Origin of the sequence: Erysipelothrix tonsillarum DSM 14972 (genome assembly GCF_000373785.1) — a bacterium.
In the GTDB taxonomy this organism is placed as follows: Bacteria; Bacillota_I; Bacilli_A; order Erysipelotrichales; family Erysipelotrichaceae; genus Erysipelothrix; species Erysipelothrix tonsillarum.
The window spans coordinates 1-25078 of the sequence record NZ_KB892378.1 but is presented as its reverse complement, the minus strand read 5'-3'; the positions used below and the strand labels follow the sequence as shown (position 1 = coordinate 25078).

Sequence of the window (25078 nt, the reverse complement as noted above, 5' to 3'; positions counted from 1 at the left end):
TTTTAGCTTATTCTAGACCAGATTCAAATAACCTTAGTGAAGCATTTAAACCCTCTTTATTTTGGTTTAAGATATCTTCTTTCTTAAAGATACCTCCTGCTGATCCAACATATTGATATCCTGAATTGAGGACTTCGCGAACATTTTTTTCGTTCACGCCTCCGACAGCCATGAGGGGGAGGGAGCCTAACGGTTCACATACCTTCTTTGCATAACTGTATGATAATTCATTTGCAGGGAATACTTTCACAATATCCGCACCATTTCGGAATGATTCAGAAATTTCACTGGGAGAAAAAGATCCCGGGATTGCGATAATATTATTTTTATTGCAGTAAGTAAGCATCTCTTTTGACATCATATTGGGTGCTAAAGCAAATTTTGCTCCGGCGTGATGGGCTTTTTTGAGGGCTTCAAGTGATAATACTGTACCAGCTCCAATAAGCAAATGGTCTTGAAATTCATCAGATATCTTTTTGATGATATCAATCGCACCTTCCGTATTGAGTGTAATTTCCATATTTCGAACTTTACTGCCGACAAGTACTTCGGCAACGGTCCTTACTTGTTCATAATTGTATCCGCGTAGAATAACGGTTGCATTACTTAGCATATGATTCCTCTTTTCTGTTTTTGAGCTCACTTATAGTTTAAAGGATGCCCAATCATCCTACCACGACAAAACTTTGCAACAAGTTCTTGCAACAATGTTATACATAAAAAGATAACAGTCTTATCGTGTTACCTTTTTAAAGTTTAGTTTCCTTTTATTTCACATGCCCATCCATCGTTGTCGCGATCAAACTTAGGACGATACGCTTCATGGTCACTTCCGACTCCTTGCGGATAGACTTTCCGTAACTCTGTACAATTTTTAAATGCAACAGGTTGTGGGGCAACTTCAGGCGCGGTAACAGATGTGTTGCGAGTAATCTGAGGCTCATTAAAGATTTCTGATGGTTCAACTTCAGTTGTTTCAATTTTGGTACCCTTTACCCAGATTGCATCCTTTTTTTCTTGTACTGTTCTCTTTGAAGCTTCTTGTTGTTGATAGATAACATCATCACGGTAGATGGTGTGTATTGTTATTTCGTCAAGACCCATTTGTCCCGCTTGTTTTTGATAACTTTCAGTTTCTAAAAGACTATCATCAATTTCTTCAAGTTCTCTATAGGGAAACGTTTTGGTGGTAACGGTATTTTCAGACCGCATGGTATACCAACGAGCTGTAACGCTTCGATTCTGATTTAAGTTCACAGTTTTTACTATTTGACCTGATTCGTCCTCCCAGCCTTTAAAACTGCCTGGTTCGATATCTATAAAATCCTGCTCGATAGGTAACGAAATCTTTGCGTTCTTTTGGCCGCTGGAGGGGGTTTGAGTAGATAAAGGATGACCGTTTGTATCTAATGTTAAGCTGTAAACACGTTGTTCTTGAATTGCAAAGCCAATGAATAGACAAACGACAACGCAGGCTGTAATACCAAGTGGCTTAATATTCTTTTTAAACCATTTCGATCGTGAATGTGTTTGCTGATTAATTGTAGATATTTCTTGTGATTCTGAAATTAATGCAGCTTTTCTTGCTGGTTTTTCATGTTTTATCTCCACCTCTTTATGCGTCTTTTTAAAAGGTTGGCTGTACGAAATTGACTTCATTACAGTAGTAAGTTTTTGTAAAATGTGTGTCTTTGCCTCGGTTTGTTTTTTTGCTGTATTTTTCATTGTTTTTTTTGACATAATGTCCTCCCAATAATTAGATGCTATCACAAGAAAAGCGAAATGCAACTTTTCAGAAAAACGGAAAATATTTAACTGCAAATGTAAATTTTCACTGCCATAAATCGTTTTTATCGGTATGGAATTTGCTCAAGAAAGATGATGAATATGTTAAGATAGAGGGAGAAAAGAGTGATAGTGTGAAAATAGTTCATTTAGCCGATTTACATATCGGAAGACGGTTTAATGATTTAAGTTTAATTGAAGATCAACGGTATATTTTAGACGAGATTTTAAAATCATTGGATACAATCAAACCGGATGTTTTAATCCTTGCGGGCGATATTTACGATAAAGCGAATCCAAGCGCGGAAGCTTTTGAAGTGTGGAATGACTTTATCACCCACTTATCTAAACGGGATATGCACGTATTGATAATTTCGGGAAATCATGATTCGCAAGAGCGCTTGGGAGTAGGGCGTGCACTTTTTGAAGAGCATCAGATTCATCTTGTATCACATTATGATGGTGAAATAACTAAAGTTGTACTAAATGATGAATTGGGTGCAATTAATTTTTATTTAATTCCCTATCTCAAACCTTCTATGGTAAGGAATTATCATTCTGACTTTGAAGGAACATCATTTCAAGATGCTTTTGAGTATGTAATGGGAAAAGAAAAGATATCAAATACGGAGCGGAATGTTATGATTGCCCATCAGTTTGTCATCGCAAAGGGAGCTCTTCCCAAATTATCTGATTCCGAAATTGGTCCGTCTGTAGGAGGATTGGATGCAATTGATGCAAGTTTATTTGAAGGGTTTGATTATGTGGCATTAGGACATATTCACCGTCCTCAAAAGATTGGTAACGATACCGTACGGTATGCGGGGTCTCCTTTAAAATATTCCTTTTCGGAAAGCATGCATGTTAAGTCCATGCCTATCATCACATTGGAAGATACGGTTTCGATTGAATTGTTACCCCTTAAACCCAAGCGTGATGTGCGTGTGCTCAAGGGGCCACTCGATGCTTTATTTCAAGTAGGAAAACAAGAATCGACACAAGATTTTATTCATGCAACGTTAACTGATGATCTAGTGCAAGGGGATGCATTAAATAAACTTCGTAGTGTATTTCCAAATCTTGTAAGCATGGATTTTGAAAATTCACGTACCGGGACACAGCAATCGTTAGCACGAGCAGAAACTATTTTAGACCAGAAACCTTTTGACCTGTTTAACGAATTCTTTCAAACGTTAAATGGCCGAAGTTTTAATACTGAAGAAGCGGCTGTTGTACATGATGTACTTGAAGAAATCAAGGAGGAAACACGATGAAACCGATGCAACTCACCATGCGCGCATTTGGTCCATACTATGCGGAAACCACAATCGATTTTACTCAATTCCATGATGGTCTTTTTCTAATTACTGGGGATACGGGTGCTGGCAAGACAACCATCTTTGACGCCATCTCATTTGCCCTTTATGATGTTGCGAGTGGCAGCCAACGTCAAACGGACTCATTGCGGAGCGATTATGCTGACGCTTCGATTCCGACTTATGTGGATTTTTCATTTTCACACCGAAGTCTCAACTATCGTATTATTCGACAACCGCGTTTTGAGCGTCTAAAAGCCCGTGGGGAAGGAACAACGTTACAAAATACAACAGTTCGTCTCATCCTTCCGAATGGACAAGAAATGGATGACAACAAAGCAGTAAATGCCAAAATTATTGAACTCCTCGGGCTTGATGCCCAGCAATTCAAGCAGATAGCGATGATTGCACAAGGAGAATTTTTGGAATTATTGAACGCATCAAGTAGCAAGCGCTCTGATATTTTTAGAACGCTTTTTGACACGAGTTTTTATCTTAAATTACAAGAAAAACTCAAACAGCGTAATCTTGCCATGAAACGACAATTAGAATTGATAAAAAGAGATGTTGAGGGAATCTTGAAGGGGCTACCTGATATGGAAGATGGTGTAGTGTATACCGGATATAATCTCGATGAAGTTTTAGATTGGATTATCGATCGGAACACTGTTTTTACCTTACAACAAGCGGACTTTATCAAACAACAAACAGTATTAAGTGAGCAACGTGACCGTGTCCTTGAAAACATACAGATTCGAGAAGCATATCAAACCAGTCTTTTGATGCTCGAAACTAAGCAAAAAGAACAGGAAAAACTTAAGTGCGAGACAATGTACTATCAAAAACTTCGTCAAACGATTGATGATGAAACCATTATCCTTAACAAACTGATGCCACTTTATAAACGTATTAATGAGTTGGAACAACAGGGTCAAACTTTAACAATGCGTTTTAATCAAGAACAAGAACACTTTATTGAAGTAAAAGAGGGCTATAATAAAGCAAAATCGGATCATGAGGGGCGTACAGATAGGCTTCAGACAATGGAAGCACTAAAGCGCCGTTACGAACATTATCAGAAAATGTTGCCGCAATATGAAGCTTTAGGAGAAAAAAATAAACAGTTTTCTGAAATTGGTGCCGAAATTAAAAAGCTTAACCTTGCACATGTTGAAGCAATTGACAAAGTTCACAAAGCAACGGAGGCGCAAAAAGAACTTGATGCTCATCTTACAACCTTAAATCAGATAGAAAAAGAGCAACTTGTTTTACAGAATGAACTGAAGATGATGGAACAGGAACAAGTAAAAGCTTTTGATGGCTTGGCGCGATTTGAGCAAAAACAAAAACTTGAACTCGAATTACAACAGCAACAATCGAACTTTCTAAAAGCAGATGAACGCTACGTACAAGCCCTTAAAGATTTAAATCATCATGAATCTTTGTATTATAGCGAACAAGCGGGTTTATTAGCTCAAAAATTAACTGATCAAGATCCGTGTCCTGTTTGTGGGTCTCGAGAACATCCGCAACCGGCAGTCACGTCTCATTCCGTTTTAACGTTTGATGCAATTCAGGTGTTAAAAGCGAAGGTTTCAGAAAAACAAGAAAAACGTACTGCAATAGCCCAAAAATGTAGTAACTTAAAAATACAGATTGAGAGCATTGATCAATTTATTCTAGACCATAATGTATTGGATGAAGTTGAACTTAAAGAAATTGTAGTGACTCAAAATAAAGCAATTCGTGAACTAAAAGATGCTCTGCATGCTGGAATATCAAAACAGGAACAGTTTAAACAGGCGTGTGTTCCTTTAACTAAACTGAAACATCAACTTCCTGAATTGGAACGATCGGTGGAAATTATTCAAGGTCAAATACAAACTGCAAATCTCAAACAGGTAGGACTTCAAGAACAAATTAAGATGATTCAATCGGGGCTGGAATTCGAAAGTTTCGATGCATTAGTACAAGTAATGAAACCCCTTAAAGCTGAGATTGAGACGCTGCAAGTTGAAGAAAATAAAAAGATGGAAGCTTATCAACAAGCTTCAAATCAATTAGAACAATCGAAGACAAAACTAGAAGAAATTATGAAACAACTTGAGGACCACAAAAAAAGTTTAGCAGAAGCTTTGAAAAATTATCAGCAAGTTGGAAGCCACTATCAAATTGACCTTACAACCATCATGTGGAATGAAATCGACGAACAAAAAGTCAAAAAGCAACAAGAGGCGTTGTTACGTTATGAACGAGCTATTTTAGAAGTTGAATCTGAACTCAAACAATTAAAAACTCAAGTTGAAAAGAAACCAAAACAGGATATGGATCAACTGATGAGTGATAAAACCCGCATCGAAACAGATTTGGAAAGTATCAGAGCACAACTTCAAATATTAACTACCCAAGTTTCGACGTTGGGATCGATTCAGAACAGACTTAGCGCCATCAAACGCCAAACGACGACAATGGAGCGAGAAGGTGCTATCTTAGAAAGTCTTTCGAAAACTGCGAATGGTGACTTAAGTGGCAAACAAAAAATAGCCTTAGAAAATTATGTGCAGTCGGCTTATTTTGAGTATATTGTAGAAGAAGCAAATAAACGTTTTTCGGTTATGACATCAAACCGTTATCTTCTACTACGCCAAGAAAAAGCAGAGAAACTCAATGCTAAATCGGGGCTTGATTTAGATGTATTTGATCAATATACCGGGAAAGTACGATCTGTTAAATCTTTATCTGGTGGTGAGTCTTTCAAGGCATCGTTATCATTAGCGCTTGGACTTTCGGATGTAATTCAACGTTTCTCAGGAACCATTCGTGTTGATGCATTGTTTATTGATGAGGGATTCGGAACCCTAGACGAAGCATCCTTACAACAAGCGATGAAGTCATTAACAGACTTAGCTGGAACAGCTGAATTTGTGGGTATTATATCTCATGTTCCTGAATTAAAAACGTTAATCGAACAACAAATTGTAATTTCCAAAACGGATAAAGGAAGTACTATTGAAACGCGTATTCTCTAAGACTGGTGTTTAGCATCAGTCTTTTTTTATTGACAACTAAAAGCGAATCTTATATCATCTAAATGCAAAACTTTTGCAACAAAAGGCGGGGAGATAATGAAAAATGATCGTGCTACTGCATACAGAAATCTCAAGTCACCGAATTTAAAGACACGAAAAAGAGCATTAAGAATTTTAAAAACATATACCAAAAAAAGGAAAAAATAATGAAAAACAATATACATCCGGATGATCACAAGATTGTATTTCTCGATATAAATACCCAAACAAACTATCTTATCGGTTCATCAGTTAAAACCGATACTTTAATAAAACTTGATGAGGGTCCGATATTACCGTGTGTTCACAATGATCTATCCGCTGCATCTCATCCATTTTATACAGGAAAGCAACGGCAAATGTGTCTTGATGGCCAAATTACGAAGTTTGAACGACGCTATAAAAAAAACTGAACCCTTACTTGGTAACCAAGTAAGGGTTCATTAATTATAGGAATGTCTATTTTTGATTGCGTTTTTTAAAGTATAAGATGGCCAGACCTATCCCTGCCATGGTCATACCGGCACTTCGGTTCAACGTACTTACACCTGTTTTAGGTAAGGTAGCAACATCCTTTTGCGATTGCATCATGTTAAGCGGACGCTGAGGCGCTTTAGGCTGATTGGGTGCTTTAGGTGTTGAGGGATTAATTGGTGATTCAGGTGTTGAAGGATTACTTGGTATTTCTGGTTTGGAAGCCGATTTAACGTGCACTACAATATCCGGACCTTCGACTGTTTTTGATTTAGTCGTGATTGCTTTCAAATGTACTGCATAATCACCTTCTGAATCAAATTTGACACTTGTTTCAAAATCTGAATCAATGATACCCTCTGGTGTTGTCAATGAACGGTTTAAAGGATTCAAACCTTTTTTGACTAGTTTTGCATGAATGTCTTGCAAGAATTGCGCTTCAGGTACATTATCATTTAAGTAATAGGTGATTTCTTGATCGGCGGTTAGCTCGTATGTTTCCTCAACTAGGGTTACAATTAAATCACGATTTTGTGCGAGCATATTTGTACTCAATGATCCCGGTTGTTCAATGGAAACAATTAAGCGGTAAGATCCTACTTGCGACACAGAGCCATCGGAATCAAAAAGATCGTCTTTGGTATAAATAGTTCCATCTTCTGCTTCAAAACCAATTACTGTAGCAATATGATGTGCAAAAAGCGGTTCCGTTTCATTATAACTTGGATCGAATGGATTTTTAATTGTCAACTCAAAATAATCTAACAAATCCTGCTCAAATACTTCAAAGTCGTCACGATGATCGAGCGTTGGAGTTTCAGTTGCATCGATTAAAGTTAAAGATTTCGGATTATTATAAGGTTCTTCTGGAACCTCAAGAACGTTATTTTCAAGATGATAAGTTACATTATTTGCCATCGGATAATTTACAATTTGGTTTCCAAAGAGATAGATATCTACGTCAGCATTTTGCAATGAATCGATGTCTTCTTGCGTAATAACGGTTAATGCACTTGATTGTAAGTCAATGTTGATCAAATCTGGCATTGCCTCAAGCCCTTTCGGAAATTCAGTAAACTGATTATTCGCTAAAAATAAGCTCTGTAGTTTGGTGAGTGCTGATAAATTAGGAAGTTTCGTAAGATTGCTATCAACGACGAATATTTCCTCTAAATTTGTCATTGAAGCTATTGGTGCAAGATCATCCTCTGTCAAATTACCGATAAAATCAATGGATTTAACACGATTATGTTGCGCTAAAATGGCTAAACCATGGGCGGCACCTGTGTCAGAGCCTGCTACTTTAATTGTTTTTAAATTAGGAAGTGAATAGTATCCTTCGGGCAAAGCGTCTACGTCAGAGAGTTCTTCATAAATTAAAATTTCAACTTTATTTAAATAAGGTAATAGCCATTCTAATTCAGATGTAAGGTCACCCTGTAGCGTTTTTAATTCAAGTCGTTGAAGATTATCAAGATATTGAAGCCCTTCAAAGCTGAATACATCGAGGGGATCTTGGCCACCAATTTCAAGAGTAGTAATTGTAGAAAGTTGTCCTTGGGAAACACCCGAGCTTTCGTTATGCAGTGGGTGATTGTGAGCTTTTAAAACCGCTGCACGGACCGCAGGGTCGGGAAAAAGATCTTGATACGTTCCAATAAATGGATCCGCATATGATGATCCTAATGGAGGGAAGGGCGATGCCTCAGTGGCATGGATGGATGTTGCACCGGTAAAACTTAACGCAATGGCAACAGTTGAAAGTAATACTTTAAAATTTTTGTTCATGTCATGTCCTCCTTCATATAGACCTATTATAGAAAACAAATAAAAAATATGAAGATTTTGTCATGAAATGTGAAGATTATGTATTGTAACTGTGAAAAATAGCAATTATAGATAAAAAAAGGAACGCACGTGCGTTCCTTTTTTGGTATTAATCAAGCGGTGTCCATACAAATTTTTTAACAATTGCAGTTGTAATCAAGTAGAGACCCACGATTCCAAGTACATAAGCGAGATGATTCAAGCTTAAGATTTGAAGCTCAATGGTGTGTGCAAGTGGCGTAAGAACAAAGAATAATGTAATGACGACAGCAAGCGTAGACACTCCGACAAGAATTGATGCAGGTTTGTTTTTGAATGAGAATGGTTTTTTAGCACGAATCACGAAGATAATGAGTGCTTGAGATAGGATTCCAAATGTAAACCAGAATGTTTGGAATAAAGTTGCTTGTTCGGGTGTATTGACTCCGAGAACAAACCAAAGAACAATAAAGCACATAATATCAAACACAGAGCTTAATGGTCCAAATACAGACATAAAGTGAACGAGACGCTCAGATTCTAATTTACGTGGTTTATCGAGATCAGACTCGTCACAGTTATCAAATGGAATACCTGTTTGAGCTAAGTCACTGAGTAAATTTTGAACGAGAATATGAACCGGTAATAGCGGTAAGAAGGGTAAGAATACACTGGCAACGATGACTGAAATCATGTTCCCGACGTTCCCACTTACTGCCATTTCTAAGTATTTGATCATATTAACAATCGTTTTACGACCTTCCATAATTCCTTTTTCAAGTACTGTTAAATCTTTTTTAAGAAGAATAATATCAGCACTTTCTTTAGCAATATCTACGGCGGTATCAACAGAAATACCAACATCGGCTTGTTTTAATGCAAGAGCATCATTAATCCCATCTCCTAAGAATCCAACTGTGTGATTATTGGCTTGGAAAGCCTCAACAATACGTTGTTTTTGTACTGGAGATATTTTGGCGAAAAGATGACAAGTTCCAACCACTGACTGAAGTTCTTCATCCGTCATTTCTTCGATATCTTTACCCATATAAGTAACTTCAGTATCAATACCAACTTTACTGCATACTTTTTTAGCAACACCTAAGCTATCACCCGTGATAACGACAACGTCAACACCGTGACGATTTAAACTTTCGATAGTTGGTTTTGCACTTTCTTTAGGTGGATCCAAGAAACCAATAAATCCAATAAGAACGAGATCTTTTTCATCCTCGACGCCAAATTCGTGGTCCGTAGGGAGTTCGTTTTTCTGTGCGACAGCAATCATGCGTAATCCATCATTGTTATGTTGCATATAAACATCCATTGCTTCTTCACGAGTTTGATCATCAAGTGGGAACACTTTTCCATCACGATCAATATGGGAGCAAAGTTTCATAATTTCTTCAACCGCACCCTTTGTGATTAATTGTTTTTTATCATTGCTATCTTCTAGAATAACACTCATTCGACGACGTGCAAAATCAAAAGGGATTTCATCCACGATGGTATAGTAATTAACTAAGTCATCCATATTGTAACTTGTTGCACGTTCAATAATTGCAAGGTCAATTAAGTTTTTAAGACCACTTTGGAAGTAGGAGTTTAAATAAGCATGACGAAGTACACGCATGTCATCTTCTCCAGTAGTATCCATATAACGTTCTAGAATAATATCATCCTGAGTGATTGTTCCCGTTTTGTCGGTACATAAAACATCCATTTCTCCAAAAGAAGATATTGAACTTTGCGACTTTACAATTGTTTGATGTTTAGACATGTTGATAGCACCGCGTGCTAAACCACTGCTTAAAACAACAGGAAGCATCTCAGGTGTTAAACCAACGGCAACGGTGAGGGCGAATACAAAGGATTCAATTGGGTTTGCTTTAAATACCCAGTTGATAATAAAAATTGCGGGTAACATGATAAGCATGAGTTTCATTAATAAACGGCTAACGGTTGAAATACTGTTTTCAAAACTATTTGGACGTTTTGTATTCTTAAGGGAACGATTCATTTGCCCCAAGTAAGTATCACTTCCGGTACGAATAACAACAGCGCGTGCCGAACCTGAAACAACATTAGTACCCATTAGACATAAATTGGTGAAGTCGCTGTCTGCGTCAGTTTGACTTTCATCAAACTTAACAAATTTTTCAATCGGTTGCGATTCACCGGTTAAGGTTGCTTGTGATATAAATAAATCCTTTGCGGATATGACGCGCATATCGGCGGGAATAATATCACCGGCTGATAAGCGAACCACATCTCCGAGAACAAGGTCATCAATTGGGATTTCAATAAATTGACCATCACGAAGTGCGGCGGTTGTATTGGAAACCATATTTAATAATTTTTCACTTGCAGCGCTAGAGCGTTCATCCTGAATGAATGAAATTAATGTAGAGATAATGATGATTACGGCAAGAATTGAAATTGTTAAGTAATCTTTTTCCTGAGTTAACATGATATCGGTAATAAATGTAATCACAATTACGACCATTAAAACAAGGTTAAATGGATTGATTAAAACATTAACAAAACCAATTAGAGGGTTTTTCTTTTTTTGAGGCTTGATCTCATTCGGACCATATTCTTCGAGCTTCACCTCGGCTTGATTGGATGTATAACCCTCTGGGGACGCATCCAATTGTTCAAACAATTCTTCTTGGTTGAGCTGAAGTGTTTGAATGAGCTCTTTATTTGTTTCTGACATATTTATAAACTCCCTTCATACTGTCATGTATGAACAAAATTTATCGATGACTTTCTTGAGGTGTACCCAAGGGGTCATCATCCAAAGATCGTTCACTAATACTATCATTCAGGCAACTCTGACCTTCCATTGGTTTCCACCTCCTCGTATTTAAAACTATAACAAATTGAGGGTCATTAAGCAATAATATGAGTGACAGATTACAAGTTAATGGTAAGAATATTTAACACTTATGATATAATTCAAAAAAGTGGGAGGTAACACATGAAAAATGTAAACTTGAGCAATGAACTCGGAATTGATACAGTACTCTTTGATTTGGACGGTACAATTCTACCGCTTGATGGGGATGACTTTGAACGGACTTACTTAACTTCGATAACACAAAAAGTTTCACACTTGATTGAACCTAAGGAAATGGCAAAAGCCCTTTGGAAATCCAGTGAAGCGATGATTAAAAATACAGATACATCGAAAACCAACGAAGTTGTATTTTACGGACACTTTGAAGGGATTGTAGGAACAAAAACAATGAAAGCAATTGATGCAATCTTAGACGATTATTATGAAAATGAATTTGATTTGGTGGAAACGGTGACATCCATCTCAAAACCTATGGTTGAGACGGTTCATTACCTTAAAAACAAAGGATATAAAATTATTTTAGCAACAAATCCACTCTTTCCAAAACTTGCGACAGACAAACGCATTTGGTGGTCGGGGCTTGAATTGGATGATTTTGATGACATTACTCGATTTGAAAAAAATCATCATTGCAAACCCAATCCAATGTATTATGAAGAGATTATACGTGATAATGATTTAAATCCAGAAACATGTTTAATGGTCGGAAATGATGTGGAAGAGGACATGATGGCCTCTCAATTTGGAATGAAGACATGGCTTCTAACAGATAATCTTATTCATCGTGGCAGTGAATATAAATGTGATTGGACGGGTAACCGTAGTGAACTTATAAAGAAAGTGAAGGAAATATTATAATGCGTATTGGATCAGTAAAAGAGCAAAAGAATTTTGAACAACGAGTAGGGATCATGCCTTCGCACGTGATTGAATATCTTAAACATGGTCATGAGGTATTTGTGGAAGCGGGACTTGGGGAAGGTAGTGGGTTTTCGGATGATGAATATCGAAAACAAGGCGCAATTGTTTTAGAAACTGCATCCGCTGTTTGGGAACAGTGTGAAATGATTATAAAGGTTAAAGAACCAATCGCAGCAGAGTATTCATTAATGCAGCCAAATCAAATCCTCTTTACCTATTTGCATCTCGCCGATAATTTAGAATTAACACAGGCTTTACTCGAACGCAATGTGACCGCTGTTGCCTATGAAACGGTAACAGATGAAAAAGGTCGTTTACCCTTACTCAAACCAATGTCCGAAGTGGCGGGGCGACTTTCCATCCAAGAAGGTGCAAAATATTTAGAAAAAACATTTGGAGGGAAAGGAATTCTTCTTTCAGGTGTCCCAGGTGTACGGGGTGGTCATGTTGTTATTATAGGTGGTGGTGTTGTAGGTATGAGTGCCTGCAAAACAGCTTTAGGAACTGGTGCAACCGTGAGCGTATTGGATCGAAACTTAGATCGTCTAGCCTATATTGAAGATGTCTTCGGTACAGCTGTAAATACAATATATAGTGACACAAAAAATATTGAAGATGAATTACGACGTGCCGATGTTGTGATTGGGAGTGTACTATTGCCTGGAGCGCGTGCACCGAAATTAGTAACCCGAAAACATCTAAAAATTATGGAACCAGGTACAGTTTTGGTTGATGTTGCGATTGATCAAGGCGGCTGTTTTGAATCAAGTCACCCGACGACACACAGTGAACCGGTTTTTGTTGAAGAAGGTATTGTGCACTATTGTGTAACCAATATGCCGGGAGCTGTTCCTCAAACCTCAACCTACGCACTTGGGAATGCAACTTTGCCGTATGGATTAAAAATTGCAGATGAGGGAATTCATAATGCGGTAATGAACGATGATGGGATTAAAAATGGTTTAAACATTTTTCGTGGCTATGTGGTAAATGAAGCGGTAGCGAATGCTTTAGAAATTGAATTTACGGAATATGAAAACTGTGTTAAAATGGTGCAACTTTAATCGTTATTTGATAGAATGTAGTAAAGGAGGTGGCCGTCATACCAAATGTTATTACACATGGGCTGATGGCACTCGATGTTTATAACGAACTTGATGTGTCTACAGTCCAAAAGGCGATAAAAAAACACCCTCGGGCGTATCTATTAGGTAGTAATGGTCCTGATATCTTGTTTTACTACAAAGTATTTCCTTGGCAAGATCAGGAACTTAATAAAATCGTCGCTGATTATGGTGGGATTGTGCACCGGACTCATGTTAATGATTTTTATAATCAAGCCGTGAGCTTTATAAAGGAAATGAAAGATGAACGTAGGAAAGAAATATTAATTGCGTTTATCGCAGGACATTTTCAACATTGGGCATTGGATTCGCTTGCACATCCATTCGTATTTTATCGTGGTGGCGAAATTGCAGGCGACACGCGCTATTGGCATTTTCGATATGAATCGATGCTGGATTCACTGATGGTTTCGTATGTCAAACGTCGTGATATGACTACACTGAAGCCAAAACGTTTTGTCGATGTATCAGAGGAAGAACGTCGCGTTATCGCTTCGTTTTACCAGATGATGCTATCGCAAGTATTTGGCATTTATCTTGAACCGCGCGTGATTGAAGAAGCAATTGATTCATTTAAAAAAATTCTGAATTATTTATACGATCCGCACAATATTATGACTCCAGTGATTCAAAAACTGGAACGTAAAATGGCTGATCCGTGGGCGTTTTCAAGTCATATTGTGAATTCAAACATTGATGCAACATATGATGTTCTGAATTTAAAACGTGATACATGGTCAAACCCAACAAATATCGATGAAACATCGAACGAGACATTTATGGAACTCTATGAGTCATCCATTGTGCTTGGTTGTGAATGCATCGGGACTTTAAACGATGCATTAAATCACAATGAACCTGTTGAATTCGATGCACTACTGGGTGATCGTCGTTATGATACAGGGCGTCCACCAGGGCGCGAGATGAAATACTACGATAGTATTTATCAGAAATAGAAAACAACAATAATAGGGAGGGTTTTATATGTTAGTTTATATTCATGGAAAAAATGTGGAAATCACAGATGCAATGCAAGAAAAGGTGGAAGAAAAATTACAATTCTTACACAAATACTTTGAAGTAGATGACTCATGGCGTGCAAATGTGGTAGTCAATGTTTATCCGGAAGGGTCAAAAGTTGAAGTGACAATTACTTCAAAAATTGGACCATTACGTGCAGAGGTTCTGCATGAAGACTTCTACGCAGCACTTGATCGTGTTGTTGATAAATTAGAAGATCAAATTCGTCGTCATAAAACAAAGATTTCACGTAAAAATCGTGAAGGCTTATCACAAGCTTTCTTAAATATGATTGCGGAATCAGAAGCAAAAGAAGAATCTAAACTTGTTAAAACAAAATCCATTGTGGCCGAAAAAATGAATCTTAATGATGCAATTGTAGATATGGAAATGTTAGGCCACTCATTCTTTATTTATACTGATGATGAAACATCAGATGTTGCGGTTGTCTATAAACGTCATGATGGCGATTATGGGTTGCTTGAAGTTGAGAGAGATAACGATTAATTTTCATCAATAATTATGGTATGATGTAATTATCAAAACGGAGGTTTGAACGATGAGCTTTAAAGATAAACTTAAAAATATTCTTACACCAGTTGAAGATGAATATCTTGAACTAACTGACGAGGAGGCTGAGAGCTTGAGCGAATATGAAACACCACGCGCATCATCAGAAGCGCCTAAATTACCTTCAGATACAAAAATGGTTTTATTTGAACCGCGATCTTTCGAAGAATCTGAAGAAGTTGCCCGTTATTTAAAAGAAAAACGCGCAGCTGTAGTAAACTTACATCGATTACAACGTGACTATGCACAACGTACGATTGATTTCTTAACGGGAGTTGTGTTTGCACTTGATGGTTCAATTCAAAAGATTGGCCATAATGTAATTCTGTGTACACCACGTACCATAGGAGTTCAAGGGGAAATTAGTATGAACCTTGAAGATTTAGATCAGTAGTAATTGAGTATGTCTCATAAACCAAAATTTAGAGTTATGCGCCAAGGTTATGATCGCTTTGAGGTTGATCAGATGATTACCAACTTGGAACATGATAAAACCATTTTGTCTAAACAAATTGAACTTTATCAAAAACAAGTAGAGTCATTACAAGAACAACGTGATATAATCAAAAAGCGATATCAACAATTGGTAAGTGAAACTGGTGTTCGTGAGAAGGCGGCAGAAGAAATGTCGCGCCTTGCCTTACGTGAAGCAAATTCAATTATTGATACAGCCTATACGAATGCGGACATGATTGTTCGGGAGGCGATGTCTACATCGCGTCAAGTACTCGTTGAAATAGCTCGTATTTCAAATGAATCTAACGAACTCCGTGACGAATTAAAAGAAAAAATTATGGAATTAGAACATGCAATCGACGGATTAACGCTGCCGGATGCACCCAATTCCAAACTTATTGGTGAAGATCAAGACAAATTAGAAAAATAAATTACTTCAGAGAGCTTGTGGTTGGTGAAAACAAGTAGTAACTCTTTCTAGTATCCCTTGTGAACCTTACTTTTGAAATTACAGTAGGAAGTACGTATGACGGCGTTAACGTTTAGAGATTACAGATAAAATCTGTAAATTTAAGGTGGTACCGCGTTACAGACGCCCTTATTAGGGCGTCTTTTTTATATGTTAGGAGCGAAATTATGAACTATAAAGATACATTATTGTTACCTAAAACAGATTTTGAAATGAGAGGAAATCTTAATAAAAAAGAACCTGGACTTCAAGCTGATTGGGATGAAATGAATTTATATGAAAGAATGCAAGAGGTACGTGAAGGAGCACCCCTATTCACAGTGCACGATGGCCCTCCGTATGCAAATGGTAATATCCATATTGGGCATGCATTAAATGGAATTCAAAAAGATTTAATTGTGCGCAGTAAATTTATGGCTGGATATCAAACGCCATTTAGACCAGGATGGGATACACATGGTTTACCGATTGAAAATGCGATCCAAAAATTAGGTGTAAATCGTAAAGAAATGCCTGTTTATGAATTTAGAGCACTCTGCGAGAAATATGCTCATGAGCAAGTGGCAATTCAAATGGCTGATTTTAAATCATTGGGTAAAATTGGTGATTATAAAAATCCTTATTTGACACTCAATAAAGATTTTGAAGCAACACAAATCCGAGTTTTTGCTGAAATGGCAATGAAAGGGATGATTTACAAGGGGTTAAAACCAGTATACTGGTCACCTTCAAGTGAATCTGCTCTTGCAGAGGCAGAAATTGAGTATAAAGAACGCCGTGACGCTGCAATCTTTGTTGCTTTTGATGTTGTTGACGGTAAAGGTGTATTGGATGCGGGCGATAAACTTGTAATCTGGACAACGACGCCATGGACAATTCCTGCAAACCTTGCAATCTCTGTTAATGCGAATATGGATTATGTTCTGGTAAAGACTGAAAAAGGAAACATGGTGTTTATGGAAACACTCATGGAATCGGCACTTAAAGAACTTGAACTTGAATCGGAAGAAATTCTAAAACGATTTAAAGGAAGCGATATTGAGGGAGTTACAACTCAGCATCCATTATATGATCGTTTATCACCAGTTTTAAATGGAGAACACGTTACAGATGAAGCAGGAACAGGCTGTGTCCATACGGCTCCAGACCATGGGGTTGATGACTTTAATGTTTGCGCCCTTTATGATATCAAGCCAATTAGCCCAGTGAATGAACAAGGTGTTCTAACAGAGGTTACGGGAGAGTTTGCGGGTTTGTTCTTTGAAGAAGCTAATAAAGCTGTCACGATGAAATTAGAAGAACTTGGTGCACTCTTAAAAATGGGTTGGATTAAACACAGTTACGCACATGATTGGCGTACCAAAAAACCTATTATTTATCGTGCAACAACACAGTGGTTCGCTTCCATTGATTCTGTACGTCAAAACGTTCTTGATGAGATTGAAAAAGTAGAATGGACTCCCAAATGGGGTCAAAAACGTATGCATAACATGATTGCAGACCGAGGTGATTGGTGTATTTCACGTCAACGTGTATGGGGAGTTCCAATTCCTATTTTCTACGCAGAAGACGGTTCACCTATTATCGAACAAGATGTCTTTGATCATGTAGCTGACCTCGTTGAAGAATTTGGTACGAATGTATGGTTTGAACGTGAGGCCATCGACTTATTGCCGGAAGGTTATCAACACCCAAATTCACCAAATGGTATCTTCAAAAAAGAAACAGATATTATGGATGTATGGTTTGATTCAGGGTCTTCACACACTGCAGCACTTAACCATTGTAAGACACCATTACCTGTTGATGTTTATGCTGAAGGATCGGATCAATATCGTGGTTGGTTTAACTCATCATTAATAATTTCCGTAGCTTTATATGGCTTTGCGCCTTATAAACAAGTAGTCAGTCATGGATTTATTATGCATGATGATGGTGAAAAGATGAGTAAATCCAAAGGGAATGCACTCAGTCCGCAAACCATTACTGAAACCTTAGGTGCTGATATCTTGCGTCTATGGGTTGCAAGTGTTGATTATCATTCAGATATTAAAATGTCACAAGATCTGTTGAAGCAAGTGTCTGAGGCGTATCGCAAAATTCGTAACACTTTCCGCTTTATGCATGGAAACCTAGCAAATTTTGATATCGAACAAGATGGTATTGCAATTGAGGAATTATCTTTATTAAATCGATACGTACTCAATGAAGTCATTCGTGTCAATAAAGAAGCACAAGAAGCTTATAAAGCATTTGACTATCAAAAAGTTACAACTGCTGTAGTGAGTTCACTCACCAATATGATGTCTTCATATTATTTAGATTACACAAAAGATATTCTCTACATTGAAAAAGAAAATGATCGATCAAGACGAGAAATTCAAACGGTAATTTATCATGCACTAATGATTTATTCACGCATTATGGCACCTATTTTAGTGCATACAACGGAAGAATTAAATAAAGTTTTCAGACCTGAAGATGAAAGTATTCATTTACAGGAATTTAGTTCACTCGTAGATCCAATTTTATCTTCGGAAGAAGAAGCATCGATGAATATGCTGTTGAAACTTAGAGAATCTGTATTTAAAGCACTTGAAGAAAAACGTTCGGAGAAAGTGATTGGTAAATCACTTGAAGGTCATGTTCGCCTTCATCTCAATGAAGAAAATACAAATTGTGTCAAGGATGTACTTGGAAAACATGCCGCTCAATGGTTTATCGTATCCAAACTTGAACTTGTAGACGAAAAATTACCAGAAGTAATGGGATTCGAAGTCGCGGTTCAAAAAGTTGAAGGTCATACGTGTCCACGTTGCTGGAATATTGTTGATACAGTTGGTGAAGATGAATTATGCCCACGTTGTCATGAAGTTATAAAGGCTTAAGTATGCATATTACATCATTACAAAATGATACGATAAAGCATCTTACTAAATTAAGTAAGAAAAAATATCGTGATGCTCATGCTGAAATACTTGTAGAGGGTGAGCATCTTATACAGGAAGCTCAAACAGCTGGCATCGTAAAAAAAACAATTGGTTTATCAGACTACAATGATATCCAAATTACAGAACACATTGCTCAAAAGTTATCCACTACAATTTCGGGATCGACACAATTTGCGTTGATCTCGAAACCAAAATATGAATTGCAAAAAAAAGAACGGTACTTAATCTGTGATGGTGTCCAAGATCCTGGTAATCTAGGGACGATCATACGAACTGCATACAGTTTTGGTTTCGATGCCGTAATTTTATCGGAGGATTGTGTTGACGAATTCAATGATAAAGTGATTCGTGCTACGCAAGGTTCAATATTCCACTTTCCGGTAATACGTATGTCACTTGATCATGCAATCCAACAACTTCAGCAATGGGATGTCCCAGTGTATGCCAGTTACTTAGGCGAGAACACTTATAATTTACAAGAAATCAAGCCCGTCCCGGTTGCGGTCGTTATGGGTTCAGAAGGCAGCGGTGTTTCTGAGTTGGTATTGCAACTTTGTGACGGCACTGTTAAGATAGAAACATCACAATTCGAATCGTTAAATGTCGCAATTGCTGCTGCAATTGTGTGCTACACGCTTCGTAAATAAGGAGGAACTATGGAACTAAGAGCATTTACGAGTTCAGATCTATCATTGTACTCAGAACTTGCCACCAAATTTCTAACAAGTCCTGCGTGTTTTGGTGAACCTGATTTAGACCTATTTCAAAGAAATTTTAATCACATCGTCAAGGAAAACGATTGTTTTGGTTGGTTTCTAATTGAAGAAGGCCATGTATGTGGTTATTTATTGAGTTCAATCATGTTTTCGACTGAGGTCGGTGGCATGCAATTATGGGTTGAAGAATTAAGTGTAGAAGAAGCGTATCGCGGTCAAGGTTTAGGGACGCAAGCATTGTCGATTCTTATGGATCAATTTCCTGAAGTCATTCGTTTTAGACTTGAAGTGACACCAAGTAATGAGGGTGCTAAAAATCTATATGAACGATTGGGCTTTAAATTTCTTAAATATGAACAAATGATTTTAGATCGTTAAAAAACTGTAGCACTAGAATGATTCATGAAGAATCTCTAGGCTACAGTTTTTTTTATCGATAGAGAACCAAAACTCATCGCGTATTTAATCTACAAAAAAACACCAAACTTATTGTGCCTAAGTCGGGTGTTTTTTTTGATTATTTGTTTTCTAAATACAACTGATCTACTTTTTCCCAGTTTATTATTTCGAAGAAACTGTTGATGTAATCAGGACGTCGATTTTGGTAGTTTAAGTAATACGCATGTTCCCATACATCAAGACCTAAAATAGGAATCAAACCATCTGTCAAGGGATTATCTTGGTTTGGAGTAGAAACCACTTTGAGTGATTTGTCATCAGCGATAACTAACCAAGCCCAACCACTTCCGAAGCGTGTTTTAGCAGCGTTCGAGAATTGTTCTTTAAATGATTCGAAAGAACCAAATGATGCGATGATTGCATCCATTAATACTTCGCTTGGTTTTTGACCTTTATTAGGTGAAAGAAAATCCCAGAACATTGTGTGGTTAAGGTGCCCACCACCATTGTTACGAACTGCACCACGAATATCTTCAGGAACATTATTTACATTTTGAATTAAGGATTCCAATGATTCTTCTTGGAGCTCTGGATATTTTTCAAGAGCCGCATTCAAATTTGTTATATAGGCTTGATGATGTTTGCTATGATGTATTTCCATAGTTTTTGCGTCGATTTGTGGTTCTAAAGCATTATATTCATATGAAAGTTTAGGTAATGTATATGTCATAGTAAGTCCTCCTCTATGTAATTGAATTGTAACAAAGAAAGAACAAATGGTCTAACTAAATGCCTAGAAGTTTAGAATACTTTTCGATGAGGTAGTCAATGTAATAATTAGGGTTAAAACTTTCGTTTGTAACCATTTCAATAATTGTCTGTGTATTATACATGCCACCATACTGATGGATATTCTCTTTCAACCAAGCAAATAAACTGGACATATCTCCTTTTATAAGAGCAGAATCAACGTCAATATCTTCACGCATTTTATGCATGAATTGTGCAGCATACGCTGTGCCAAGTGCATAAGTAGGGAAGTAACCGAAGGATGCATCACTCCAATGAACATCTTGTAGAACACCTTCGCTTGGGTTTGTTGGGGTGATACCTAAGAATTGCGTCATTTGATCTGCAAAAAATGTATCCAGTCCCTCAGCGGAATGATTATTTTCGAAAATTTCTTTTTCGGCGTTATAACGCACCATAATATGTAAAGGATACGTTAATTCATCGGCCTCAACACGAATGTAACCTTTCTCTACATAATTAATCCCGAGAATAAAGTGATCGAGATCAATGTCGCCTAAAACGTGGGGGATAATTGCCTGAAGTTTAGGGTAAAGAGGAGTCCAGAAAGCTTTACTTCGACCAACCATGTTCTCCATTAGACGTGATTGAGATTCGTGAAGACTCATACTCATACTGTCGGCGATTGGATATCCTTCAAAATCAATATTTACTTGATGGTTATACATGGAATGTCCTATCTCGTGGATGATTGAAAATATATTGGAAGTGAAGTTATCTTCATAATAGTGAGTTGTGATACGAGAATCGTTAATCGAAAAGGTACTGCTAAATGGGTGTGCAGCTAACCCCATATATCCAAACGAGGCATCGTAACCCATATGATCTTTAATTAAAGTCGAAATCATATCTTGTTCGTGTTCTGACACATAAGCGGATAAGAACTCGGGTTTTGGTCCTTGAGCTTCGATAACTTTGTCGATAAATGGGACGAGACGGTTTTCGAGGGTAGTGAAAAAACCTTCAACGTGCTGTTGGCGGAGACCTTCTTCATAGTCATCCAAACATGATTCATAGATGCTTAAATCTGAATTGCGATATCCAATCATTTTTCGTTGACCTTCAATCAGATTGTTGAGGTCGTTTTTAAAGAGGCTATAGTCGCAATTTTCGCGAGCATCTTCCCAAGATTGTTGAGAATCGTACTTTAATTTATCAAATGCTACGTACTCATCGGCGGGAATGTTTTTTATTTTATCAAGTTGTCTAAGTTGTGTCTTTGCGCTTTCTGCGATAATGGGATCCACATGGTTCTCGTTATCCTTTAATATTTGATACGTTTTGGGGTCGGTGAGGAGATTAAAATATTCTCCTGATAAGATCGACAAAGCTTTGTTACGAAAGGGTGCGCCACTACGTGGGGCGATTGTGAGAGCGTCGTAGCTCATTGTTGTAATTGCAAGATTTAAACTATTTAATTTATCCAGTAATTCATTGTACGTCATAAAATGACCTCCTATTTCTTCCTTATATTGTAACGCAAGACCGATTTAAATGAAATAAATAATAGGGTAATACCCCACTTCTATTTTTTCTGTGGAAAGTAATGTATAATAAATTAACATGGGAGGGTTTAATATGTACGAAAAATGTGTGGAATTATTAAAGAGTCGTGGTGTAACAATTGAGGATATCGTAGAATGTGTAATCTTTTTACAAAAAGATTATGTAGATAATCTCGAGTCAATTGACATTCATGCAATCATAAACAGTGTACTCAATAAACGCGAGGTTCAACATGCGTTGATTACAGGGATAAATATTGATATTGCGGTTGAGAATGATGATTTCGGTGGTAGTTACATTGAAGACATTATTCATCGTGATGAGGGACTTTATGGAATTGATGAAGTTTTGGCGTATGGTATATGTAATTTATACGGGTCAATTGCATTAACCAATTACGGATATATTGATAAAGTAAAACCTGGGATAATCGGAACCTTAAATGATCATAATCAAGGACAGTGTAATACTTTTTTAGATGATATAGTAGGTGCAATCGCAGCTGCTGCAGCAAGTAAATTAGCACATAGTCAACATCATGAAGAGAGTGCTATGTAGTTGAGAGTATATTTGCTAAAATAGAGAAAAGGTGGTGAAGTTTGTGTATTCTTCAAAAGATGTTGCAACTACAATGGATAAGCTGCTAAAACGCTTGGAAGTTCAGAAAGATGGTTTGGTGCTCGTTCATGAAAGTGATGGTTTTGACCCATTCTATTCTAAAATTATTTTAGATAGCATTCAAAGTCATATGAAAGATGGCACCGTATGTGTCTTTGGAGACTGTGAGTTTAATTCGGATGTGTTGGTTAAAGATATGGTTCCTTATATATCAAATCAAGAGCGACTCGTGCTTTCGAGTGGTAAAATGATGCAATTGATGACGCTTCAGCAAGAATGCATTTATGTAACACATCCAAGTTTGATGATTGCAACAGCAGGAAAGTTTAGCAGGTATTTTGGGCGTCCAACCGAAATTGACTTTCCTTATGGAGAACATTCGGTCTTCACAGATTTTTATGATTTAAATGCGACGCTCATTCTTGTTGGTGATATTACCGAATTATTTGAAGCTAAATTTGCGTATGCTTCCAGCAATCAACGTGTAATACGGAAAACGGGGTGTCTCAAGGATAAAACGGTTGTGTCTTATCTCGACATTGTTCCCAATTATTCATTGATACACGACTTAGTGTTTAATTCTAAACTATTACTCTCTGAGCAATTGGATGGTCAACGTGTCTACGGGGTAAAATACCGTGATTTCATCGATTATTTAAAAGAGGTTTTATGAACCTCTTTTTTATTATTACAATAAACTATATAATTAAAACAAAAATAAAAATTTATTATGATGTTAAATTAGAGGAGATTCAATGAAAACGAAAGATTTAGTATTAATAGCAATGTATTCTGCGGTTTTTGGTGTCTTGGAATACATCACGGTAACGTTTGATATTTTAAGACTGCCGCAAGGGGGATCAGTTTCTTTGAGTGTGGTTGCAATTATCTTAGCGAGTTATCATCTTGGGTTTAAAAAGTCTCTTATGGTGGCATTCTTATCATTTCTTTTGAAATTCATGATAAAGACGCCAACAGTTTTACATTGGTTTCAATTTATTTGTGATTACATTTTTGCTTATTCGGCCTATGCTCTTGCGGGATTAGTTCCGGATTTGAGTGTGTATGATTTAAAACTGCCGGTTGGGGTTGTTGTATCGAATGGTTTAAGATTTATTATGCATATGATTTCAGGACTGGTGTTTTACTCGGAGTTTTACAAAGGAAATGTTTTTTGGGGCATCTTTGCTTATAATGCTGCTTATATGATTCCAACGACAATCATTTCTTTTGCGTTGGTTTTAGCCCTAAAGCCAAAGTTGGTAAAATATTTCTAAGTGTGAGCGTTTGAATTTGAATTAACAATAGAATTTGATCGTATATTGTGTATAATGTTAAAGGATGGGAAGTGTTGATATGTTACCTAAAATCGGGGAAGTTATATATATTCAGAGTTTTAAACATGACGGATCGTTACACAGAACTTGGTCAAGCGGGACTGTCTTGGATGTGGATGAAGAAAAAGTAGTCCTGATTACATATAAAACTTGGGTAGTTGAGTCCGATGGAAGACGATGGTTTACACGAGAACCCGCTATTTGTTTTTATTATTTAGATCGTTGGTATAACGTTATTTCAATGATTCGCAACAAAGGGGTTTATTACTACTGCAATTTGGCTTCACCAAGTGTTTTTGATGAAGAAGCCTTAAAAAATATTGACTATGATTTGGATGTGAAAGTTTTTCCAGACGGTAAATATATACTTTTAGATGAAGACGAGTTCGAGGAACACCAACGATCGATGAATTATTCTCAAGAAATTATCAATACGGTAGTTGAGGAAAAAGATCGATTGGTCAATCAGGTAAAGAACGGTAGTTACCCATTCATAGAAGAAGAAATATATAAATATTTCGATAAATATTTAACGATAAAAGAATTTAAATAATTTTGTTAAAATATTTGACAAAAGCAATTATATGGGATATTATATACAAGCGCTAAGGGAAACCGAGTGCAAGAAATGGTCTTTGAAAACTAAACAGGAAACGTCAATTTCAAAAAGAAATACGGATAAATAAATAAACAAAACTCGTCAGAGTTAAAAAGAGAAAGAATCAAATGGAGAGTTTGATCCTGGCTCAGGATGAACGCTGGCGGCGTGCCTAATACATGCAAGTCGAACGAAGTGAAGAGGAGCTTGCTCCTTGGAACTTAGTGGCGAACGGGTGAGTAATACATAAGCAACCTGCCTCGATGCCTGG

The 25078-nt window shown here is 37.1% G+C and carries 23 protein-coding genes, 1 rRNA gene and 1 other annotated feature; of the genes, 18 read left to right on the top strand and 6 right to left on the bottom strand.

The window, feature by feature from the left end:
- Positions 1-7: 7 nt before the first annotated feature.
- Positions 8-613: a bifunctional 4-hydroxy-2-oxoglutarate aldolase/2-dehydro-3-deoxy-phosphogluconate aldolase gene (locus B096_RS0103550; protein ID WP_018579412.1), complete on the bottom strand. Its 606-nt coding sequence runs from the start codon at positions 611-613 to the stop codon at positions 8-10.
- A gap of 143 nt (positions 614-756) precedes the next feature.
- The gene (locus B096_RS10220; RefSeq protein WP_018579411.1) at positions 757-1740 is read right to left on the bottom strand and encodes an excalibur calcium-binding domain-containing protein; all 984 of its coding nucleotides are present in this window, start codon (positions 1738-1740) and stop codon (positions 757-759) included.
- Positions 1741-1919: 179 nt separating this feature from the next.
- On the opposite strand from B096_RS10220, the gene B096_RS0103540 reads away from it, so the two are divergent.
- The 4 genes from B096_RS0103540 to B096_RS0103525 all read left to right on the top strand — a co-directional run bounded on the left by B096_RS0103540 (position 1920) and on the right by B096_RS0103525 (position 6582).
- Positions 1920-3059: an exonuclease SbcCD subunit D gene (locus B096_RS0103540; protein ID WP_018579410.1), complete on the top strand. Its 1140-nt coding sequence runs from the start codon at positions 1920-1922 to the stop codon at positions 3057-3059.
- The gene (locus B096_RS0103535) at positions 3056-6130 is read left to right on the top strand and encodes an AAA family ATPase (protein ID WP_018579409.1); all 3075 of its coding nucleotides are present in this window, start codon (positions 3056-3058) and stop codon (positions 6128-6130) included. Before B096_RS0103540 ends, B096_RS0103535 begins: the two co-directional genes overlap by 4 nt.
- Positions 6131-6226: 96 nt before the next feature.
- Complete coding sequence (locus B096_RS09975; protein WP_018579408.1) at positions 6227-6337, top strand: putative metal homeostasis protein; 111 nt, start codon at positions 6227-6229, stop codon at positions 6335-6337.
- On the top strand, positions 6337-6582 hold the full coding sequence (locus B096_RS0103525; protein WP_018579407.1) for a type B 50S ribosomal protein L31: 246 nt from the start codon (positions 6337-6339) through the stop codon (positions 6580-6582). Before B096_RS09975 ends, B096_RS0103525 begins: the two co-directional genes overlap by 1 nt.
- 46 nt (positions 6583-6628) lie before the next feature.
- On the opposite strand, the gene B096_RS0103520 is transcribed toward B096_RS0103525, so the two are convergent.
- Positions 6629-8431: a hypothetical protein gene (locus B096_RS0103520; protein ID WP_018579406.1), complete on the bottom strand. Its 1803-nt coding sequence runs from the start codon at positions 8429-8431 to the stop codon at positions 6629-6631.
- A gap of 148 nt (positions 8432-8579) precedes the next feature.
- Positions 8580-11168 carry a magnesium-translocating P-type ATPase gene (gene mgtA / locus B096_RS0103515; RefSeq protein WP_018579405.1) on the bottom strand — a complete coding sequence of 863 codons (2589 nt, stop codon included), beginning with the start codon at positions 11166-11168 and terminating at the stop codon, positions 8580-8582.
- A 264-nt stretch (positions 11169-11432) separates the two neighbouring features.
- On the opposite strand from mgtA, the gene B096_RS0103505 reads away from it, so the two are divergent.
- The 9 genes from B096_RS0103505 to B096_RS0103465 all read left to right on the top strand — a co-directional run bounded on the left by B096_RS0103505 (position 11433) and on the right by B096_RS0103465 (position 19917).
- On the top strand, positions 11433-12170 hold the full coding sequence (locus tag B096_RS0103505; protein ID WP_018579403.1) for an HAD family hydrolase: 738 nt from the start codon (positions 11433-11435) through the stop codon (positions 12168-12170).
- Positions 12170-13297, top strand: coding sequence for an alanine dehydrogenase (ald, locus tag B096_RS0103500; RefSeq protein ID WP_018579402.1), 1128 nt, complete (start codon positions 12170-12172; stop codon positions 13295-13297). Before B096_RS0103505 ends, ald begins: the two co-directional genes overlap by 1 nt.
- Before the next feature lie 29 nt (positions 13298-13326).
- Entirely contained in the window at positions 13327-14313 is a 987-nt protein-coding gene (locus B096_RS0103495; protein ID WP_026254102.1) for a zinc dependent phospholipase C family protein, read from the top strand.
- 28 nt (positions 14314-14341) lie between these two features.
- Positions 14342-14884 carry a ribosome hibernation-promoting factor, HPF/YfiA family gene (gene hpf, locus B096_RS0103490; protein WP_018579400.1) on the top strand — a complete coding sequence of 181 codons (543 nt, stop codon included), beginning with the start codon at positions 14342-14344 and terminating at the stop codon, positions 14882-14884.
- 52 nt (positions 14885-14936) lie between these two features.
- Positions 14937-15341, top strand: a complete 405-nt coding sequence (locus B096_RS0103485) for a cell division protein SepF (RefSeq protein WP_003775374.1) — start codon at positions 14937-14939, stop codon at positions 15339-15341.
- A 9-nt stretch (positions 15342-15350) separates the two neighbouring features.
- Positions 15351-15833, top strand: coding sequence for a DivIVA domain-containing protein (locus B096_RS0103480; protein WP_039736893.1), 483 nt, complete (start codon positions 15351-15353; stop codon positions 15831-15833).
- Positions 15799-16006, top strand: a binding site (T-box leader). (Overlaps the previous gene by 35 nt.)
- 33 nt (positions 16007-16039) lie before the next feature.
- Positions 16040-18760 (top strand): isoleucine--tRNA ligase, encoded by a 2721-nt coding sequence (gene ileS, locus B096_RS0103475; protein WP_018579398.1) that lies wholly within the window; start codon positions 16040-16042, stop codon positions 18758-18760.
- A gap of 2 nt (positions 18761-18762) precedes the next feature.
- Positions 18763-19470, top strand: coding sequence for a TrmH family RNA methyltransferase (locus tag B096_RS0103470; protein ID WP_018579397.1), 708 nt, complete (start codon positions 18763-18765; stop codon positions 19468-19470).
- Between the two features lie 9 nt (positions 19471-19479).
- Positions 19480-19917 (top strand): GNAT family N-acetyltransferase, encoded by a 438-nt coding sequence (locus B096_RS0103465; RefSeq protein ID WP_018579396.1) that lies wholly within the window; start codon positions 19480-19482, stop codon positions 19915-19917.
- Between the two features lie 139 nt (positions 19918-20056).
- Here the strand turns inward: B096_RS0103465 and B096_RS0103460 are convergent, their stop codons facing one another.
- Positions 20057-20668 (bottom strand): superoxide dismutase, encoded by a 612-nt coding sequence (locus tag B096_RS0103460; protein ID WP_018579395.1) that lies wholly within the window; start codon positions 20666-20668, stop codon positions 20057-20059.
- Positions 20669-20723: 55 nt separating this feature from the next.
- Entirely contained in the window at positions 20724-22193 is a 1470-nt protein-coding gene (locus tag B096_RS0103455; RefSeq protein WP_018579394.1) for a carboxypeptidase M32, read from the bottom strand.
- Positions 22194-22326: 133 nt separating this feature from the next.
- Here B096_RS0103455 and B096_RS0103450 point away from each other — a divergent pair, with 133 nt between their 5' ends.
- The 5 genes from B096_RS0103450 to B096_RS0103425 all read left to right on the top strand — a co-directional run.
- The gene (locus tag B096_RS0103450; RefSeq protein ID WP_018579393.1) at positions 22327-22812 is read left to right on the top strand and encodes a phosphatidylglycerophosphatase A family protein; all 486 of its coding nucleotides are present in this window, start codon (positions 22327-22329) and stop codon (positions 22810-22812) included.
- 43 nt (positions 22813-22855) lie between these two features.
- Entirely contained in the window at positions 22856-23545 is a 690-nt protein-coding gene (locus B096_RS0103445) for a hypothetical protein (protein ID WP_018579392.1), read from the top strand.
- An 82-nt stretch (positions 23546-23627) separates the two neighbouring features.
- A complete protein-coding gene (locus tag B096_RS0103435; RefSeq protein ID WP_018579390.1) occupies positions 23628-24149 on the top strand; it encodes an energy-coupled thiamine transporter ThiT in 522 nt (173 codons plus the stop codon).
- Positions 24150-24228: 79 nt separating this feature from the next.
- Positions 24229-24762, top strand: coding sequence for a DUF402 domain-containing protein (locus B096_RS0103430; RefSeq protein ID WP_018579389.1), 534 nt, complete (start codon positions 24229-24231; stop codon positions 24760-24762).
- A gap of 170 nt (positions 24763-24932) precedes the next feature.
- Positions 24933-25078, top strand: a 16S ribosomal RNA gene (locus tag B096_RS0103425); the annotation flags it as partial.

Bases quoted from the DNA above. Each gene is read 5' to 3' on its own strand.
- mgtA (WP_018579405.1), bottom strand. From the start codon at position 11,168: ATGTCAGAAACAAATAAAGAGCTCATTCAAACACTTCAGCTCAACCAA.
- B096_RS0103485 (WP_003775374.1), top strand. From the start codon at position 14,937: ATGAGCTTTAAAGATAAACTTAAAAATATTCTTACACCAGTTGAAGAT.
- B096_RS09975 (WP_018579408.1), top strand. From the start codon at position 6,227: ATGAAAAATGATCGTGCTACTGCATACAGAAATCTCAAGTCACCGAAT.
- B096_RS0103465 (WP_018579396.1), top strand. From the start codon at position 19,480: ATGGAACTAAGAGCATTTACGAGTTCAGATCTATCATTGTACTCAGAA.
- B096_RS0103550 (WP_018579412.1), bottom strand. From the start codon at position 613: ATGCTAAGTAATGCAACCGTTATTCTACGCGGATACAATTATGAACAA.
- B096_RS0103450 (WP_018579393.1), top strand. From the start codon at position 22,327: ATGTACGAAAAATGTGTGGAATTATTAAAGAGTCGTGGTGTAACAATT.
- B096_RS0103505 (WP_018579403.1), top strand. From the start codon at position 11,433: ATGAAAAATGTAAACTTGAGCAATGAACTCGGAATTGATACAGTACTC.
- B096_RS0103455 (WP_018579394.1), bottom strand. From the start codon at position 22,193: ATGACGTACAATGAATTACTGGATAAATTAAATAGTTTAAATCTTGCA.
- B096_RS0103470 (WP_018579397.1), top strand. From the start codon at position 18,763: ATGCATATTACATCATTACAAAATGATACGATAAAGCATCTTACTAAA.
- B096_RS0103520 (WP_018579406.1), bottom strand. From the start codon at position 8,431: ATGAACAAAAATTTTAAAGTATTACTTTCAACTGTTGCCATTGCGTTA.
- B096_RS0103525 (WP_018579407.1), top strand. From the start codon at position 6,337: ATGAAAAACAATATACATCCGGATGATCACAAGATTGTATTTCTCGAT.
- B096_RS0103435 (WP_018579390.1), top strand. From the start codon at position 23,628: ATGAAAACGAAAGATTTAGTATTAATAGCAATGTATTCTGCGGTTTTT.
- hpf (WP_018579400.1), top strand. From the start codon at position 14,342: ATGTTAGTTTATATTCATGGAAAAAATGTGGAAATCACAGATGCAATG.
- B096_RS0103460 (WP_018579395.1), bottom strand. From the start codon at position 20,668: ATGACATATACATTACCTAAACTTTCATATGAATATAATGCTTTAGAA.
- ileS (WP_018579398.1), top strand. From the start codon at position 16,040: ATGAACTATAAAGATACATTATTGTTACCTAAAACAGATTTTGAAATG.
- B096_RS0103480 (WP_039736893.1), top strand. From the start codon at position 15,351: ATGTCTCATAAACCAAAATTTAGAGTTATGCGCCAAGGTTATGATCGC.
- B096_RS0103535 (WP_018579409.1), top strand. From the start codon at position 3,056: ATGAAACCGATGCAACTCACCATGCGCGCATTTGGTCCATACTATGCG.
- B096_RS0103430 (WP_018579389.1), top strand. From the start codon at position 24,229: ATGTTACCTAAAATCGGGGAAGTTATATATATTCAGAGTTTTAAACAT.
- ald (WP_018579402.1), top strand. From the start codon at position 12,170: ATGCGTATTGGATCAGTAAAAGAGCAAAAGAATTTTGAACAACGAGTA.
- B096_RS10220 (WP_018579411.1), bottom strand. From the start codon at position 1,740: ATGTCAAAAAAAACAATGAAAAATACAGCAAAAAAACAAACCGAGGCA.